Raw genomic sequence first — 14,604 nt, 5'->3', positions numbered from 1 at the left:
TCAGAAGGGAAGGCCCGCGTACTGCTCGGCGAGGGCCGCCTGAGCGTGACGCGATCCGGTGGTGTACTCCAGCTGACCGAGCTGGCTGCGGTAGCGGAAGGCGCGGGCCGCCTCGTCGGGGACCTCGCGGTGGACGTGCAGCATCTCCGTCATCCACTGCGAGAACTGCTGCACCTTCCACTGGCGGGCGAGCGCGGCGTCGCTGTAGCGCGACAGGAGGGAGTCGTCGCCGCGGTAGTGCGCCGCGAGCGAGCGACCGAGCAGCGCCACGTCCGCGATAGCCGAGTTGAGACCCTTCGCACCCGTGGGCGGGACGATGTGCCCGGCGTCGCCGACGAGGAAGAGGCGCCCGTGCTCCAGGGTGGAGGCCACGAAACTGCGCATCGGGGTGATCGACTTCTCGGTGATGGCACCCTGCCGGAGCGTCCAGCCGGGCACGCCGAGCCGGGTCTGCAGTGCGTCCCAGATCCGGTGGTCCGACCAGTCGTCGACCGACTCGCCCGGGTCGACCTGCAGGTAGAGCCGGGAGACCTCCCGCGAGCGCATCGAGTGCATCGCGAATCCTTCGGGGTGCAGCGCGTAGATGAGGTCGTCGGTGGAGGGCGCGACGTCGGCGAGGATCCCGAGCCAGGCGTACGGGTAGCTGCGCTCGAGCGCCTGGACGCCGGGGATGGCCGGGCGGCAGACCCCGTGGTAGCCGTCGGCGCCGACGACGATGTCGCAGTCGATGCGCTCCTGGCCGCTGCCGTGTGTGAGGTAGGGCGCGCCGGTGGCCACGTCGTGCGGCGCGACGCCCTCCACCTCGAACCGGACGTCGGAGCCGGCACGGTCGTGCTCGGCGAGCAGGTGCCGCACGAGCGCCTGCTGGCCGTAGACGGTGACGGTGCGGCCGACGAGGTCGGTGAAGTCGAGGTGGTGGCGCTCGCCTTCGTATTGCAGGTAGATGCCGTGGTGCGTCAGCCCGCGGGCCGCGAGGTCGGCGTCGAGGCCGAGGTCGCGGAGGACGTCGACGGAGCCCTGCTCCAGGACGCCGGCGCGCACCCGGCCGAGCACGTACTCCCGGCTCTTCTGTTCGAGGATGACGAAGTCGACCCCCGCTCGTCGGAGGATGTGGCCGAGCAGGAGTCCTGCGGGCCCGGCCCCGATGATGGCGACCTGGGTTCGCATGTTCCGCCTTTCGCGTCAGTGGGAAGGTCGTCCCATCCTGGGCGAATCGCGGCGGCGGCCGAGCGCCATTTCCACTGAATGGAAAGGAATCGTCGGCCGATCGTGGTCGGCGGCTACTCGACGTCCGAACCGAGCGCCGCCGAGATGCCCCGCGCCGCCATCCGCACCCCGAACGCGAACTGCGGCTCGGCCGCGCGCTCGGCGTGCGCGATGATCGAGACCGCTGCCACGACCTCTCCCGTCGCGTCACGCACCGGCGCGGCGACGGAGAAGGCGCCCTCGGTGAGCTCCTCGATCGGCTGCGAGACGCCGGTCGCGCGGATGCCGGCCAGCCGCGCGCGCAGCTCCTTCTCCTCCGTCAGCGTGTTGGGCTGGAACTTGCGCGGGTGCCCGGCGAGCACCTCCGCCAGCGTGCCCTCCGGGGCGTAGGCGAGAAGGACGAGGCCGACGCCGGTGGCGTGCAGCGGGAGCCGCGACCCGACGTCGCTGATGACGCGCACAGCGCCGGGACTGGACAGCCGCTCCAGGTAGACCGCGCCGAGGCCGTCGCGCACCGCGAGGTGGACGTGCTCGCCGGTCGCCTCCAGGAGGTCGTCGAGGTAGGGGCGTGCAGCGCGCCGGAGCCTGCGCGCGGTCGGCTGCCGGACCCCCAGCCGCCAGAGCTTGATGCCGACCCGGTAGCGGCCGTCCTCCCCGCGGACCAGGCCGCCCCACGCCACCCACTCGGCGAGGAGCCGGTGCGTGGTCGACACCGGGAGGCCCGCGCGCCGGGCGATCTCGCTCAGGGTCAGCTCGTCGCCGCGCTCGAAGGCGTCCGCGATCGCGAAGACGCGCTCCGCGACGCTGCGGTCGTCGTGGGTTCCACCGGCCATGCGGTCAGCATAGGACGGCGCTCAGGCGCCGGCGGCGCGGCGGTACACGTTGACGACCACGCCGGAGGCGGTCGAGCGCGACTCCGCGAGCGCGAACCGGGTGTACGGGAATCCGTCGCCGAACAGCTTCTTGCCGACGCCGAGGACGAGCGGATGCACCAGCAGCCGGTACTCGTCGATCTGGTCGTGCTCGGCGAGCGTCCGGATCAGTTCCGTGCTCCCCCATACCCGGATCTCCCCGCCCGGCTCGCCGCGCAGCTTCTCGACCGCACCGGGCACATCCGGGCCGAGCAGGTAGGAGTTCTTCCAGCCGACGTCCGTCAGCGAGCGCGAGGCCACGTACTTGGGGATGCGGTTGTACCGCCGGGTCAATTCGCCCTGGAACCCCTCGGCGTCCTCGGGCCAGACACCCCACGAGCTCGCGAAGAGCTCGTACGTGCGCCGCCCCAGCAGCAGCGCCTCGGTCTTCTTCTCCCACTCGGCGACGGTGCCGTCGTCGTCGTAGTCGAACTGCCAGCCGCCGTGCTGGAAACCTCCCTCCGTGTCCTCCTCCGGGCCGCCCGGCCCCTGGACGACGCCGTCGAGTGTGACGAACGACTGCACCACGATCGAAGACATGCCGGATCCTCCTGTCGATTCGAGGTCTCCCCTCCCGTGTACACCCCGGGGACGGCGGAGGCAACAGGTGCGCCACCAACCGATCGGTGCCAGGGTGCAGCCGTTCGGTCGATCCGGCCGGAGCGGCCTCCGGCGAGGCTGGGGACATGACAGAGACCACCACCTCCACCTCCACCGCCGCCGTGCTCGACACGGCCCGCCGCGCGGCCCTCCGCCCGGTGCTCGTCCTCCTCGGCTGCTTCCTCGCGCTCAGCACGGCCCTGCTGGGCTTCCTCACCGTGCTCGCCGTCCTCGGCATCGGGGTCGACATCGCCATCTGGATCCGCGGCTCATTCGTGCTCGCCAGCGCCCTGGTGCTGCTCCTGCTGGGCGTCGCCGCCTCCCGCGGCTCCCGCGGCGCGCTGCTGCGGCTGCGGATCATCTCGCCGATCGTGCTGGCCGCGATCGTCGTGATCGTGTCGATCCCCGGCTTCCTCCCGGACTGGGTGCGACTGGAGCAGGCCGTTTGCGGCGCGCTCGTGCTGCCGGTCGTCATCATCGTCAACCTGCCGCGGACGCGGGCGCTGTTCCCCGCCAAAGCCGTGAGCGCGTAGGGTCTGAACGTGATCGATCCGCGCTGGAAAACCGTGCTCACGGTCACGCCGTACATCGTGCTGGCGGTGCTGGTCGCCTTCACCCTCGGCGTGGAGTGGGGGGACTGGGCGGAGCTCGCACCGACGCTCACCCTCTCCGCAGTGACGGCCGCGTGGATCCTGACGCTGCACCGCCTGCCGGCCCGGCTCCGCGAGCGCCCGCTCGTCGTCACCGTGTTCATGACCGGGCTCATCGCGCTCAACCTGGTGCTCGTCCTCCAGCACAGCTGGTTCGGGTTCCTGACGATCGCGACCTTCACCTTCGCCTACACGATCGTGCCGTGGCCGTGGGAGCTGCTCGCGGTCGGCGCCACCGCGCTGGTCGCGGGGATCGCGCAGAGCTCGTCGCTGCGGTTCGACGCCGCCGGGATCGTCGGGACCCTCGGCATCCTGCTGCTCAACGTCGTCGCCATGTGCGGCCTGTCCTGGTCGCTCCGGCTCGCCGAGCGGCAGGTGATGATCTCCGCGACGGAGGTCGAGCGGTCGCGGCTCGCGCGCGAGATCCACGACACGCTCGCCCAGGGGTTCGCCGGGATCGTCACCCAGCTCCAGGCCGCCGAGCAGGCGCCGGACGAGGCCGGCCGCACCCGGCACACCGGCGCCGCCCTCGCGCTGGCCCGGGACGGCCTCGCCGAAGCGCGGCGCTCGGTGCGCGCCCTCCGGCCGGTGGCGCTCGACGCGATGCGGCTGCCGGAGGCGATCGCGCAGCTCGCGCGCAGCTGGTCCGAGCGCACCGGCATCCAGGCCGATGTCACGACGAGCGGCGACGCGAGCGCGCTGTCCACCGACGTGGAGGTCGCGCTGCTGCGGACAGCCCAGGAGGCCCTCGCCAACGTCGAACGCCACGCGGGCGCCCACCGGGTGACGCTGACGCTGCGGACCGACGCCACCGGCACGCGCCTGGAGGTGCGCGACGACGGCCGCGGCTTCGACCCGGCCGCGCGCTCCGGCCAGCCCGGCCGCGCGGGGGACGGCGGCTACGGCCTCGTCGCCATGCGCGAGCGCATCGAGTCGGTGGCGGGCGGCCTGGTCGTCGAGTCGCGGCCCGGGCACGGCACCGCGATCCGCGCGGAGGTGCGCGCGTGAGCGGCGCGGACGCCGGTCGGTTGCGGTTGCTCGTCGTCGACGACCATCCCGTCGTCCGGGACGGGATCGTCGGGATGGTGGCCTCCGACCCGGACATGGAGGTCGTCGGCGAGGCCTCCGACGGCGCCGAGGCCGTGCGGCTCGCCCGGGCACTCGCCCCGGACGTCGTGCTGATGGACCTCCGCATGCCCGGCATGGACGGCGTGGCCGCGATCCGCGAACTGACCCGGCTCGGCCTCCCGGCCCGCGTGGTGGTGCTCACCACCTTCGACGGCGACTCGGACGTGCTGCCCGCGATCGAGGCCGGCGCCACCGGCTACCTGCTGAAGGACGCGCCGAGGGAGGACCTGCTGCGGGCGATCCGCGCCGCGGCCGTCGGGGACGCGGTGCTCGCTCCTTCCGTCGCCTCACGGCTGGTCGGCCGGGTGCGGACGCCCGAGGCGAACCTGCTGTCGCCGCGTGAGCTGGAGGTTCTCGCGCTCGTCGCCGACGGGGCGACCAACCGGGTCGCCGGGGAGCGCCTCCACCTGAGCGAGGGGACGGTGAAGACCCACCTGCTCAGCATCTACGCCAAACTCGGGGTCGGCGACCGCGCGGCGGCGGTGGCGGAGGGCTTCCGGCGCGGCCTGCTCGACCTGTAGCGGGTTCCGCCTCGGGGGTCGACGCGGACACACTCCGAGGAGGGGGTACTGCCGCCGCGCCGGAACGGGTAGGACAGAAGGCATGGAGATCGTGCTTGCCGTCCTCGAGCGCGGCGACATCGCGTACGAGATCGAGTTCGAGCGCACGAGCGAGCCACCGTTCGAGCTGCGCGTGCCCTCGCACATCGGGGGCGCGGCGGTGGTCGACGTGTTCGACCTGGTCGACGCCAGCGAGTGGCCGGTGCTGCTGCGCTATGCGTTCTCCGAGTGCGTCCCGGCCGTCATGGGCTCCCCCGACGACCTGAACGCGGACGACCCGGGCGAACTCGACTTCTGACGGAGTCCGGTTCGAGCCGGAGCCGGCGGACCGGTCAGAACAGGAAGAGCTGCCCCATCACGAGCACCAGGATGAGGAAGACGACGACCACGCCGCCGATGATGGCGAGCGTCCGCCCCGACATCTTCGCGATCCCGAACCCGACGATGAACGGCAGCGCGAGGCAGCCGAGCGCGATGATCCACCAGAACGCCTGGAAACCGGCCTGCGACGCGGACGCGAGCCGCTCCCCGAACAGCTTCTGCGTCGCCGGATGCGTGGCGAACGCGACGCTCGCCGACAGCGGGTACGCGATGAGGACCGCCGTGATCAACCCGGCGAACGCACCCCACATCCCGCGGTGGGCACCGAGGTGCAGCGTCTCCTCCTGATGCGGTGCCTGCCTGCTCTTCGTGCTCATGGCGCACATGATAGCCAGCGGGATGCGGCGCGGGGCAGCCCCGTCCTGCGCCGCACCAGAACGGGGTCTACTGTACGTTCCATTCTGTCGTTACCCTGGAGAGGTCACCGGTGCCCGCACGCAAGCAGGGGGCGTCTCGAACGCACCGGGGTCTTACCCGAAACGCCGTGTGGGAGTGGGGGAATCCACTCCCACGCGGCGAGGGCCGGCGCCCTACATCTCGAGAACCACAGTCCGCCCCGCCACCCGCTGATCCGCAGCCCGGTGCGCCGCCCATACCGCGTCGAACGGGATCACCTCCGGCTCGAACGCCGTGAGCCGTCCCTCCGCGACGTCCGCCAGCAGCCCCGTCAGCATCCGCCGGTACTCCACCCGCTTGCGCAGCACCCAGAACGGCACCGAGCAGACGACCTCGCGCGGATGGCCGAACCGGTGGAGCACGGCCGTGGTCGACCCGCGGATCGCGTCGTCGCGTTCGTGGCCGGCGCGGCCCGCGAAGGCGGTGCGGACGATGACGCCGGTCGGGGCGACGGCCTCGCGGACGAGCGGCGAGCCGGTGTGGTCGATCGCGGCCGCCGCGCCGCCTCCGGTCAGCTTCCGGACCTCGGCGGGCCAGCCGGGGTCGCGGTAGTCGACCAGGGTGAGGCCGGCCGCCGAGGCGTCCAGGCCAGGGGGCGGCGTCGTCCCCGTCCCGAGGACTATGCGTCCGTCGCGCAGGGCGAGCTGGGCCGCGAGCGATCCGACCGCGCCGGTGATGCCCTGGATGAGGACGCTCGCCGCCGGGCCGGCATAGCGGAGCGCGAGCGCCGCGGTCACGCCGTTCAGCGGAAGGACCGCGGCGGCCGCCGAGGGCAGCGTGTCCGGGAGCGCGACCAGGTACGTCGGCGACACGACGAGCCGGGTCGTGTGCGCGCCCATCCGCGGGAGCACCCCGGCGACGCGGGCGCCGGTGCGGAGGCCGAGCGCGACGGACACCGCCGACTCGGTCTCCAGCACGCCGACGAAGTCGTAGCCGGGGACGAAACCCGGGACCGGCTGGAGGACGTAGCCTCCCCGCCGGGCCAGCACGTCCGTCGAGCCGAGCGCCGCGTGCGTGACGCGCACCAGCACGTCGTTCCCGCGCGGCGGCCGCAGCACCTCCCGCGCGACGCCGATGGCGGACGGGTCGCCGAAGCGGACCACGCGTGCGGACGTGCGATCCACCGGGCCACTCATCGCCGTCAGCCGGCGCGCCGCTGCAGCAGGCCGGAGCGCTCCGGGTGCTTGTCGAACCATTCGGCCACGTACCAGCACATGGGCACGATGCTCAGCTCGGAGCTGCGCTCGATGTCGTCGACCGCGTAGGCGACCAGGTCGGCCGCATACCCCTTGCCGCGCTGCGGGGGGACCGTGAACGCCCTCGTCAGCGAGATCGACGAGCCGAGGACGCTGTAGTCGAGGACGCCGACGAGCTCGCCGTCGATCCGCATCGCGTAACGGTTCGCGTCGGTCTCGTTGCTGAACTCCGTGGCCATGCGCCCATCGTACGTCCGTCGCGCCTTCCCGTCAGGAGAGGTATCGTGAACGACGTGGGGTCCCGAACCCGCACCTTTCGGGCTCCCGCGCGCACTCCGCGATGCAGCCACAGCAGGCCAGCCGCGTGCGACGACCGTCGCCCGCGTCGCGCACCCGAACCTGGAGCCGCACCCGTGACGATCGAGACCCCGTCGCCCGCCCTCTCCCCTGCCCACGAGGCCCTGCTCGAACAGGTGCCGATCGGCGAGCACTCCGTGATCGAGGCGGAGACCGTCGCCTACGAGCACGAGGGACTCCCGCTGGAGGGCTACCTCGCCAGGGACGTCCAGGCCGACGAACGGCGCCCGGCCGTGCTGATCCTGCACGACTGGCACGGCGTCGGCGACAACGTGCGGATGCGCGCGCAGATGCTCGCCCGCCGGGGGTACGTCGCGTTCGCCGCGGACCTGTACGGGGCGGAGGTGCGGCCCAGCGGGGACGAGGCGTCCGCGGTGGCCGGGCAGTACTACCGCGACCTCCCGCTGCTGCGCTCGCGCGTCGCCGCCGGGTTCAGCTGGCTGCAGCAGCACGCCGCGGTCGACCCGGCCCGGCTCGCGGTCATCGGCTACTGCTTCGGCGGGACGGCGGCCCTGGAGTTCGCGCGCACGGGAGCGCCGGCGCGCGGGGTCGTGTCGTTCCACGGCGGCCTGATCGCCCACGACCCGTCGGACGCGGCGGCGATCGCGGCCTCCCTGCTCGTGCTGACCGGCGGCTCGGACCCTGTCGTCCCCGACACGGCGATCGCGGCGTTCGAGGACGAGCTGCGCGCTGCGCCGCACGTCGACTGGCAGCTCACCACGTACTCGGGAGCGCCGCACGCGTTCACCATCCCCGGCACCGACCGTTACCGTCCGCTGGCCGACGCGCGCAGCTGGCGGGCGATGGCCTGCTTCCTGGACGAGGTGTTCGCGTGAGCTGCTGATTGGCGGTCTGCGAGGCGGTCATGTAAGCTCTAACAGGCCCGCGCGGAGATCGCGAAACGGGTCATGCGCCACTAGCTCAACGGATAGAGCATCTGACTACGGATCAGAAGGTTGGGGGTTCGAATCCCTCGTGGCGCACACTGGTTGAGACAGTATGAAGAAGCCCCGGTCGAGTGCCGGGGCTTTTTCTTTGGGTGCGCACCCCCACCTCCAGAAGCGGGTCGGCGGGCCGCCGGCCGTTGTCGCCAGGCGCGGCCCGCCGCACTTAGGGAGAGCTTGCCACGTCGCGGCTATGACGTGCGCGCCGCAACGCGCTCTCTGCTCAAACGAGCAGGAAGCTTGCCCGGTGCCCTCACGCCACGTCGTAGGTCAGGTGGGTCGCCGTCGTGGTGACCACGACCTCCCGCTGCACAAGCTGCGTGGTCCGGGCGCCGGTGAACAGGGGCGTGCCCGCGCCGAGGATGATCGGCGACAGGTGCAGCACGAGCGTGTCGACCAGGCCCGCGGCGAGCGCCGAGCCGACCAGGGCGCCTCCGCCCATCAGGATCGCGTCGAGGTCGGCGCCGCGCTCCGCGGAGGCCGCTTCGGCGAGCGAGCGGGCCGTGGCGACCGCGTCCTCCATGCCGGTCGTCGCGAAGGTCCACTCGAGGCCGGTGAGCCGCACCGACGGCGGGACCGTGCTCGTCACGACGACGAACGACGGCTTGCCGACCTCCGTCGCTCCGTAGCCGAGCTCGTCGCTCCAGCCGTCCGGTGCGTCGATCACATCGAACAGGTTGCGGCCCATCACGACGGCGCCCGAACGCGCCGTCGCCGCGGCGAGGATGCGCTGGTCGTCGGGATCGTCCGAGAACACCCAGCGGTGCAGCGGCTCTCCCCCGGTACCGAGCCCGTTGCCGGGGCCGGCGTCCGGGCCGGTCACGAAGCCGTCCAGCGACATCGTGATGTCGGCGATGACCCTGGTCATGGCACTCAGCCCCGCTCCAGCAGCTCGTCGAGCTTCTCGTAGCCCTCGCGCATCCCGTACTCCATTCCGGAGGCGACCATGGCCTCCAGCGCCTCCTTCGACGGGAAGACCGAGTGGCCGGCCAGCCGCGAGCGCCCGCCGGGGAGGGACTCGAAGCGGAGGACGTCGAGACTGACCTCGTTCGGCGCGCCGAGGTACTCGAACGTCTGGATGATCAGTTCGTTCTCGACGACGGTGTGGATGACGCCGCGGAAGGCGTAGACGGTGCCGTCGGCGTCCTTCTGCTCGAACGCGTAGCCGCCTCCGGTGCGGAAGTCCCACTGCGTGATCGCGTTGTCGAGGCCGCGGGGTCCGATCCACTGCGCGTACTGCTCGGGGTCGGCGTGGGCGCGGAAGACCGCCTCCACCGGGGCCTCGAACTCCCGTGTGATGTCGGCGTACGAGGTGCCGGGTACGGCATCGATGACAACCGGGTTGGTCATGATTCCTTCTCCTTGATCCGTGTGCTCTGTTCTGGTGAGGATGCGCTCGGCGCCGCGAGCAGGGCGTCGAGCCTGCGGTACTGCTGCTCCGCCTCCAGGCGGTACCGGTCGATCCACGACGTCAGGCGCTCCAGCGCGACGGCGTCGAGGTGGACCGGGCGGCGCTGTGCTTCACGCGTGCGCCACACCAGCCCGGCCGACTCGAGCACGCTGATGTGCTTGGAGACGGCCTGCAGGGTGATGTCGAACGGTTCGGCCAGCTCGTTCACCGTCGCCGGTCCCCGGCTGAGCCGCGCGACCATCGCGCGCCGCACCGGGTCGGACAGGGCCGCGAAGGCCCTGTCGAGCTCGCCATCCGTCATTGTCAACCTAACTCTTTATCAATCAATCGGTTGACTAAAGGATAAAACGGATGGGGTGGGGCGTCAACCCTGTGTCTCGCGCGGGTCAGGAGGGCAGCGACGCGCTCTCGATGCCGGGCACGGCGCCGGTGTAATCGCGCAGCCGCTCCAGCCCCGCGGTCGTCGCGGACGTGTGGCCTCCGACGACCACGACCCGGCCTCCCGAAGCGGCGGCGGCGAGGAGGCCGGCTTCGGCGTCCTCGAACACGACGCAGCGCTCGATCGGCACGCCCAGGCGCTCGGCGGCGAGCAGGTAGCCCTGCGGATCGGGCTTGCCGCGCGAGACGTCCTCGGCGGCGACCAGCACGGCCGGCACGGGGACGCCCGCGGCGCGCAGCCGCACGACCGCGAGCTCGCGCGGGGCGCTCGTGACGATCGCAACGGGGATGCCGGGCTCGGCGAGCGCCGTCAGCAGCGCGGCCGCTCCCGGCACCTCCACGATGCCGTCGGTGCGCGTGACCTCCTCGGCCACGAGCCCGGCGACCAACTCGGCGCGCTTCGCGGCGGGGACCTCCGGGAGGAAGTGCGCGACCGTGTCGACGGCCTGCCTGCCGTGCGCGTACGCGAGGATCGCTGCGGGCTCCAGCCCGTGCCGTTCGCCGAACTCGCTCCAGACCGCCTCGACGACGGCGTGCGAGTCGACGAGCGTGCCGTCCATGTCGAAGAGGAATCCCGAAGCGCTGATCTCCATCGGACCAGCCTAGGCGGCGCACGCGACGGGAGCCCGTGTGCCCTGAGCGGTCAGCGCCCGGTCGACCGCGCGTCCTGTGCGGCGCGCAGGTCCGCGAGCCCACGCTCGGTCTCGCGGGTGACGCGGCCTCCGCGCGCGGCGACCGCCGCGGGGAGCCAGTCGCTCAGCACGAAGCGGCGCCGGCGCGGCGCGCTCGGCTGGCCGCCGTTGGTCCGGACCGGGCGGGCCACCCAGCCGTGTTCGATTCCCTGTGCCCATGTTCCGTTTGCCATGACATCAACGTTACGAGCGAAAATATTCGGCCACCATATGGCTTCGGGTCTATCTTCGTAAAGATACGGCCAGTACACTGGGTGACATGTTGAAGCGCGTGGCCGTGCCCGTCATCGACGAGTTCGCGATGTTCGAGTTCGGCGTCATCTGCGAGGTGTTCGGCCTCGACCGCAGCTACGCGGGCATCGAGCCGTTCGACTTCCGGGTCTGCTCCGCCACCCCCGGCGAGCCCATCCGCAACGAGACCGGCGTGCAGCTCATCGCGCCGTACGGGCTCGAGGCCATGGAGGACGCCGACCTCATCGCCGTGCCCGCCGCCACCATCCGCGACGAGTACCCGCCGGAGCTGATCGACGGCCTCCGCCGCGCCCACGCCCGCGGCGCCATCCTGCTCAGCGTCTGCTCCGGCGCCTTCGTGCTCGGCGCCGCCGGCCTGCTCGACGGCCGCGAGTGCACGACGCACTGGCGGTACGCCGACGCGCTGCAGCGCCGCTTCCCGCTCGCGAAGGTGGACCCGGACGTGCTGTTCATCGACGACGGCACGGTCATCACGAGCGCGGGGACCTCCGCCGGCATCGACGCCTGCCTCCACCTGGTGCGGCGCGAGCTCGGCAGCGCGGTCGCCAACACGATCGCGCGCAACATGGTCGTGCCCCCGCAGCGCGACGGCGGCCAGCGTCAGTACATCGAGAAGCCGGTCTCCGACTGCGAGGACGACACGTTCAGCGAGCTGCTGGACCACCTCACCACCACTCTCGACGAGAACCACACCGTCTCCGGCCTCGCCGCCCGCACCCACATGTCGACCAGGAGCTTCTCGCGGCGCTTCGTCGCCGAGACCGGGGTGCCGCCGATGCAGTGGCTCACGACGCAGCGTGTCCTCCACGCGCGGCTGCTGCTGGAGACCACCGAGCTGCCCGTCGAGGAGGTCGCCCGCCGCAGCGGGTTCGCGAGCGCGACGCTGCTGCGGCACCACTTCGACGCGGAGGTCGGTGTGCCGCCGACGCGTTACCGGGCGGCGTTCGCGTCGAACTGACCGGCCGGCGGCCGGAGTGGCCCACGCCGACAGCGATCTCCGCGGGAACAATCCGCCCGCCCGCCGGTTGACTCGAAGGACAGTCACACCGACGCGACGGAAGGACCTCCGCACATGGCCACCCAGATCCAGTACGACCGACTCGGCGGTCCCGACGTGCTCGAGGTGGTGACGGTCCCCGATCCCGTGGCGCCCGAGGACGGCGTGGTCGTGGCGGTGCGCGCCGCCGGGGTGAACCCGATCGACGGCAAGCTGCGCAGCGGCGATCGCCCCACACCGCCGATCACCGCGCCGCGCGTGCCGGGCACCGATGCGGCAGGGGTCGTGCTCTCGGTCGGGTCGGGTGTGGGCGACTGGGCGCCGGGTGACGAGGTCATCGTCCGCGGCGCGCACGGCGCGTACACGACGCACCTGGTCGCGCCGGCCTCGCGACTGGTGCGCAAGCCGGCCGGCGTGAGCTGGGAGCAGGCAGCTGCGATCGGCGTCCCCGTAGGCACCGCGCACCAGGTGCTGGTCTCGATGGGCGTCGGTCCCGGCACCACGCTGCTCGTCCACGGCGGCTCCGGCAGCGTTGGACGCGCGGCGATCCAGCTCGCCCGGCGGATGGGCGCCACTGTCGTGGCGACGGCGTCGCCGGAGAACCATGCGCGCCTGCGCGAGCTGGGCGCGGTCCCCGTCGCGTACGGCCCCGGGCTACTCGACCGGCTGCGGGCCGCAGCGCCGGACGGCTACGACCTCATCCTCGACGCGATCGGCTCGGACGAGGCGCTGGAGGCCTCCTTCGCGCTGGTCGACGACCGCTCCCGGATCGGCACCATCGTGGTCGGCCCGCGCGCGGCCGAGCTGGGCATCCGGGCGTGGGGCGGCGGCAATCCGGTGCCGCTCACCGAGGAGGAACTCCGGCTGCGCGACGACGCCTACGCACTCGCGCTCGACCTCATCGGAGCGGGCGAGTTCGAGCTGGATATCGCACGGACCTTCCCCCTGGTCGAGGCGGCCGACGCGGCGCGGCTGGTGGAGGCGGGGCATCCGGGCGGGAAGGTGATCCTGCTGCCGTAGGCCTCAGTGGTGCAGCAGGCCTCAGTGGTGCAGCAGGCGGCGGTGGACGGCGTGCGCGACGGGGAGGTCGTCGCCGCGGTAGTGCTTGAGCAGCCTCCAGTTGCGCAGAGCGAGCTGCGTGAACACCAGCACCGTCACGGCGCCGCACACGACGATCCCCCACGCCCGCGGGTTCTCCCCCTGGGTGGGGATGAGCACGGCGAGCACGACGGTGGCGATCATGGCGAGGACGGCGAACACCGCTCCCACCCCGACGCGACGCCACGCCCGGGCGCGCTCCACCTGGTCGCCCATGGAGCGCAAGCTACTCCGCGCGACGGGCGTGCGCCAGGTCGGACACGCGGCTCCGACCGAGTTCGAAGCCGACCTCGCGCGCGCTGTCACTCACTCGTCGTCGACGTGCCACCGAAGCGCTCCTGCCACTCGGGGTAGGTGTGATCGCGTCCCAGCGGGCATTCGCAGCGGATGAGGATCGGCTGGCCGGTCACCACACTGGTGGCGTGCTCGACGTGCGGCACGGCCTGATCGGTGTCGACGACGGTCTGAGTCTTGGTGTTCATGGATGCGAGTATCGGACCTCCGTTGCAGCGTCCCGCGGCCGTATGCGCGTGAACATGCTGGATTTCACCTGCGCATTCGCGCCGGCGCGACCTCCCTTTCACGTGAACCGGGCAGGGCTGCCCGGCCGTCGGTGGTGGCTGCCAGGATGTCGGCATGGCCGTCACCTTCTTCCAGCCGGACGGGCTCGTCCGCAGCCCCGCCTTCAGCCATGTCGCCGTCGTCCCGCCCGGGTCCGCCACCGTCTATCTCGGCGGCCAGAACGGCGTCGACGAGACCGGCGCGATCGTGTCGCCCGAGGTCGGCGCGCAGGCTGCGCGCGCCCTCGACAACGCGCGGGTCGCCCTCGCCGCGGCGGGAGCCGGGCTCGACGACGTCGTGCAGTGGTTCGTCCTCATCGACGTGGGAGCCGACGTCGGCGCCGCCTACGGCGCGATCGCGGGGCAGCTCGCCCGAGACGGTGCACCCCCGCTGGTGACGGCGTCGCTCGTCGCCGGACTGGGAGTGCCAGGGGCGCTGATCGAGATCGGCGCGATCGCGGCGCTTCCGGGTTAGGGAAGTAGACCGCGTTACGACGCGGAAAGCCCCCGCCCACGTTGTCGGGGCGGGGGCCGGCACGGCTCGGAGGCGCGGCTCCGTCAGTGCTTGAAGGCGTCCTTCACCTTCTCGCCGGCGTTCTTGAGGTCCGCCTTGGCCTGATCCCCCTTGCCTTCGGCTTCGAGGCGCTCGTTGCCCGTGGCCTTTCCGGTCGCCTCTTTGGCCTTGCCGCCCGCGTTCTCCGCGGCGTTCTCGATCTTGTCGTCGAGTCCCATCGTGTTCCCCTTTCGCTCGGGTCGCCGCCGACGTTCCCACGCAGTCGGGGACGGGTCCAGGGTGCACAGCCGACCCGGTTTTTCAATCCCCTCAC

At 72.1% G+C, this 14,604-nt stretch carries 22 protein-coding genes and 1 tRNA gene; 9 read left to right on the top strand and 14 right to left on the bottom strand.

The window, feature by feature from the left end; genetic code table 11:
• The 3 genes from AC3A3H_RS12750 to AC3A3H_RS12740 all read right to left on the bottom strand — a co-directional run bounded on the left by AC3A3H_RS12750 (position 1) and on the right by AC3A3H_RS12740 (position 2,657).
• Positions 1–1,167 carry a 4-hydroxybenzoate 3-monooxygenase gene (locus AC3A3H_RS12750; RefSeq protein ID WP_487614919.1) on the bottom strand — a complete coding sequence of 389 codons (1,167 nt, stop codon included), beginning with the start codon at positions 1,165–1,167 and terminating at the stop codon, positions 1–3.
• A gap of 113 nt (positions 1,168–1,280) precedes the next feature.
• Positions 1,281–2,039, bottom strand: a complete 759-nt coding sequence (locus AC3A3H_RS12745) for an IclR family transcriptional regulator (RefSeq protein ID WP_487614918.1) — start codon at positions 2,037–2,039, stop codon at positions 1,281–1,283.
• A 21-nt stretch (positions 2,040–2,060) separates the two neighbouring features.
• A complete protein-coding gene (locus AC3A3H_RS12740; RefSeq protein ID WP_487614917.1) occupies positions 2,061–2,657 on the bottom strand; it encodes a dihydrofolate reductase family protein in 597 nt (198 codons plus the stop codon).
• A gap of 146 nt (positions 2,658–2,803) precedes the next feature.
• Here AC3A3H_RS12740 and AC3A3H_RS12735 point away from each other — a divergent pair, with 146 nt between their 5' ends.
• The 4 genes from AC3A3H_RS12735 (at position 2,804) to AC3A3H_RS12720 (ending at position 5,353) form a co-directional block, all read left to right on the top strand.
• Complete coding sequence (locus tag AC3A3H_RS12735) at positions 2,804–3,250, top strand: hypothetical protein (RefSeq protein WP_487614916.1); 447 nt, start codon at positions 2,804–2,806, stop codon at positions 3,248–3,250.
• 9 nt (positions 3,251–3,259) lie between these two features.
• On the top strand, positions 3,260–4,375 hold the full coding sequence (locus tag AC3A3H_RS12730) for a sensor histidine kinase (RefSeq protein WP_487614915.1): 1,116 nt from the start codon (positions 3,260–3,262) through the stop codon (positions 4,373–4,375).
• Positions 4,372–5,016 carry a response regulator gene (locus AC3A3H_RS12725; protein WP_487614914.1) on the top strand — a complete coding sequence of 215 codons (645 nt, stop codon included), beginning with the start codon at positions 4,372–4,374 and terminating at the stop codon, positions 5,014–5,016. Before AC3A3H_RS12730 ends, AC3A3H_RS12725 begins: the two co-directional genes overlap by 4 nt.
• Positions 5,017–5,098: 82 nt before the next feature.
• The gene (locus AC3A3H_RS12720; RefSeq protein WP_487614913.1) at positions 5,099–5,353 is read left to right on the top strand and encodes a hypothetical protein; all 255 of its coding nucleotides are present in this window, start codon (positions 5,099–5,101) and stop codon (positions 5,351–5,353) included.
• A 34-nt stretch (positions 5,354–5,387) separates the two neighbouring features.
• Here the strand turns inward: AC3A3H_RS12720 and AC3A3H_RS12715 are convergent, their stop codons facing one another.
• From AC3A3H_RS12715 to AC3A3H_RS12705, 3 genes are all read right to left on the bottom strand, one after another.
• Positions 5,388–5,753 (bottom strand): hypothetical protein, encoded by a 366-nt coding sequence (locus tag AC3A3H_RS12715; RefSeq protein ID WP_431347543.1) that lies wholly within the window; start codon positions 5,751–5,753, stop codon positions 5,388–5,390.
• A 213-nt stretch (positions 5,754–5,966) separates the two neighbouring features.
• Entirely contained in the window at positions 5,967–6,956 is a 990-nt protein-coding gene (locus tag AC3A3H_RS12710) for a quinone oxidoreductase family protein (RefSeq protein ID WP_487614912.1), read from the bottom strand.
• Between the two features lie 17 nt (positions 6,957–6,973).
• Positions 6,974–7,267, bottom strand: a complete 294-nt coding sequence (locus AC3A3H_RS12705) for a GNAT family N-acetyltransferase (protein WP_487614911.1) — start codon at positions 7,265–7,267, stop codon at positions 6,974–6,976.
• A 174-nt stretch (positions 7,268–7,441) separates the two neighbouring features.
• Between AC3A3H_RS12705 and AC3A3H_RS12700 the strand changes: the two genes are divergently transcribed.
• Both AC3A3H_RS12700 and AC3A3H_RS12695 read left to right on the top strand, forming a co-directional pair.
• Positions 7,442–8,221 carry a dienelactone hydrolase family protein gene (locus tag AC3A3H_RS12700; RefSeq protein ID WP_487614910.1) on the top strand — a complete coding sequence of 260 codons (780 nt, stop codon included), beginning with the start codon at positions 7,442–7,444 and terminating at the stop codon, positions 8,219–8,221.
• Positions 8,222–8,295: 74 nt separating this feature from the next.
• A tRNA-Arg gene (locus AC3A3H_RS12695) sits at positions 8,296–8,368 on the top strand.
• A gap of 214 nt (positions 8,369–8,582) precedes the next feature.
• Here AC3A3H_RS12695 and AC3A3H_RS12690 read toward each other — a convergent pair.
• From AC3A3H_RS12690 to AC3A3H_RS12670, 5 genes are all read right to left on the bottom strand, one after another.
• Positions 8,583–9,197, bottom strand: coding sequence for a dihydrofolate reductase family protein (locus AC3A3H_RS12690; RefSeq protein WP_487614909.1), 615 nt, complete (start codon positions 9,195–9,197; stop codon positions 8,583–8,585).
• A 5-nt stretch (positions 9,198–9,202) separates the two neighbouring features.
• Positions 9,203–9,679, bottom strand: coding sequence for an SRPBCC family protein (locus tag AC3A3H_RS12685; protein ID WP_487614908.1), 477 nt, complete (start codon positions 9,677–9,679; stop codon positions 9,203–9,205).
• A complete protein-coding gene (locus AC3A3H_RS12680; RefSeq protein WP_487614907.1) occupies positions 9,676–10,041 on the bottom strand; it encodes an ArsR/SmtB family transcription factor in 366 nt (121 codons plus the stop codon). Before AC3A3H_RS12680 ends, AC3A3H_RS12685 begins: the two co-directional genes overlap by 4 nt.
• Before the next feature lie 85 nt (positions 10,042–10,126).
• Positions 10,127–10,771, bottom strand: coding sequence for an HAD-IA family hydrolase (locus AC3A3H_RS12675; protein WP_487614906.1), 645 nt, complete (start codon positions 10,769–10,771; stop codon positions 10,127–10,129).
• A 50-nt stretch (positions 10,772–10,821) separates the two neighbouring features.
• Positions 10,822–11,043 (bottom strand): hypothetical protein, encoded by a 222-nt coding sequence (locus AC3A3H_RS12670; protein ID WP_487614905.1) that lies wholly within the window; start codon positions 11,041–11,043, stop codon positions 10,822–10,824.
• An 86-nt stretch (positions 11,044–11,129) separates the two neighbouring features.
• Between AC3A3H_RS12670 and AC3A3H_RS12665 the strand changes: the two genes are divergently transcribed.
• The gene (locus AC3A3H_RS12665) at positions 11,130–12,080 is read left to right on the top strand and encodes a helix-turn-helix domain-containing protein (RefSeq protein WP_487614904.1); all 951 of its coding nucleotides are present in this window, start codon (positions 11,130–11,132) and stop codon (positions 12,078–12,080) included.
• A gap of 114 nt (positions 12,081–12,194) precedes the next feature.
• Positions 12,195–13,139, top strand: coding sequence for an NADP-dependent oxidoreductase (locus tag AC3A3H_RS12660; protein WP_487614903.1), 945 nt, complete (start codon positions 12,195–12,197; stop codon positions 13,137–13,139).
• A 21-nt stretch (positions 13,140–13,160) separates the two neighbouring features.
• Here the strand turns inward: AC3A3H_RS12660 and AC3A3H_RS12655 are convergent, their stop codons facing one another.
• Positions 13,161–13,433 carry a hypothetical protein gene (locus tag AC3A3H_RS12655; protein WP_487614902.1) on the bottom strand — a complete coding sequence of 91 codons (273 nt, stop codon included), beginning with the start codon at positions 13,431–13,433 and terminating at the stop codon, positions 13,161–13,163.
• An 86-nt stretch (positions 13,434–13,519) separates the two neighbouring features.
• Complete coding sequence (locus AC3A3H_RS12650; protein ID WP_487614901.1) at positions 13,520–13,699, bottom strand: hypothetical protein; 180 nt, start codon at positions 13,697–13,699, stop codon at positions 13,520–13,522.
• 154 nt (positions 13,700–13,853) lie between these two features.
• On the opposite strand from AC3A3H_RS12650, the gene AC3A3H_RS12645 reads away from it, so the two are divergent.
• Positions 13,854–14,252 (top strand): Rid family hydrolase, encoded by a 399-nt coding sequence (locus AC3A3H_RS12645; RefSeq protein WP_487614900.1) that lies wholly within the window; start codon positions 13,854–13,856, stop codon positions 14,250–14,252.
• A gap of 83 nt (positions 14,253–14,335) precedes the next feature.
• On the opposite strand, the gene AC3A3H_RS12640 is transcribed toward AC3A3H_RS12645, so the two are convergent.
• Positions 14,336–14,509, bottom strand: a complete 174-nt coding sequence (locus AC3A3H_RS12640; RefSeq protein WP_434316282.1) for a CsbD family protein — start codon at positions 14,507–14,509, stop codon at positions 14,336–14,338.
• Positions 14,510–14,604: the final 95 nt, after the last annotated feature.

Source organism: Leifsonia sp. Soil_N53 (genome assembly GCF_057655165.1).
This window is presented reverse-complemented; position numbering and strand designations above follow the sequence as displayed.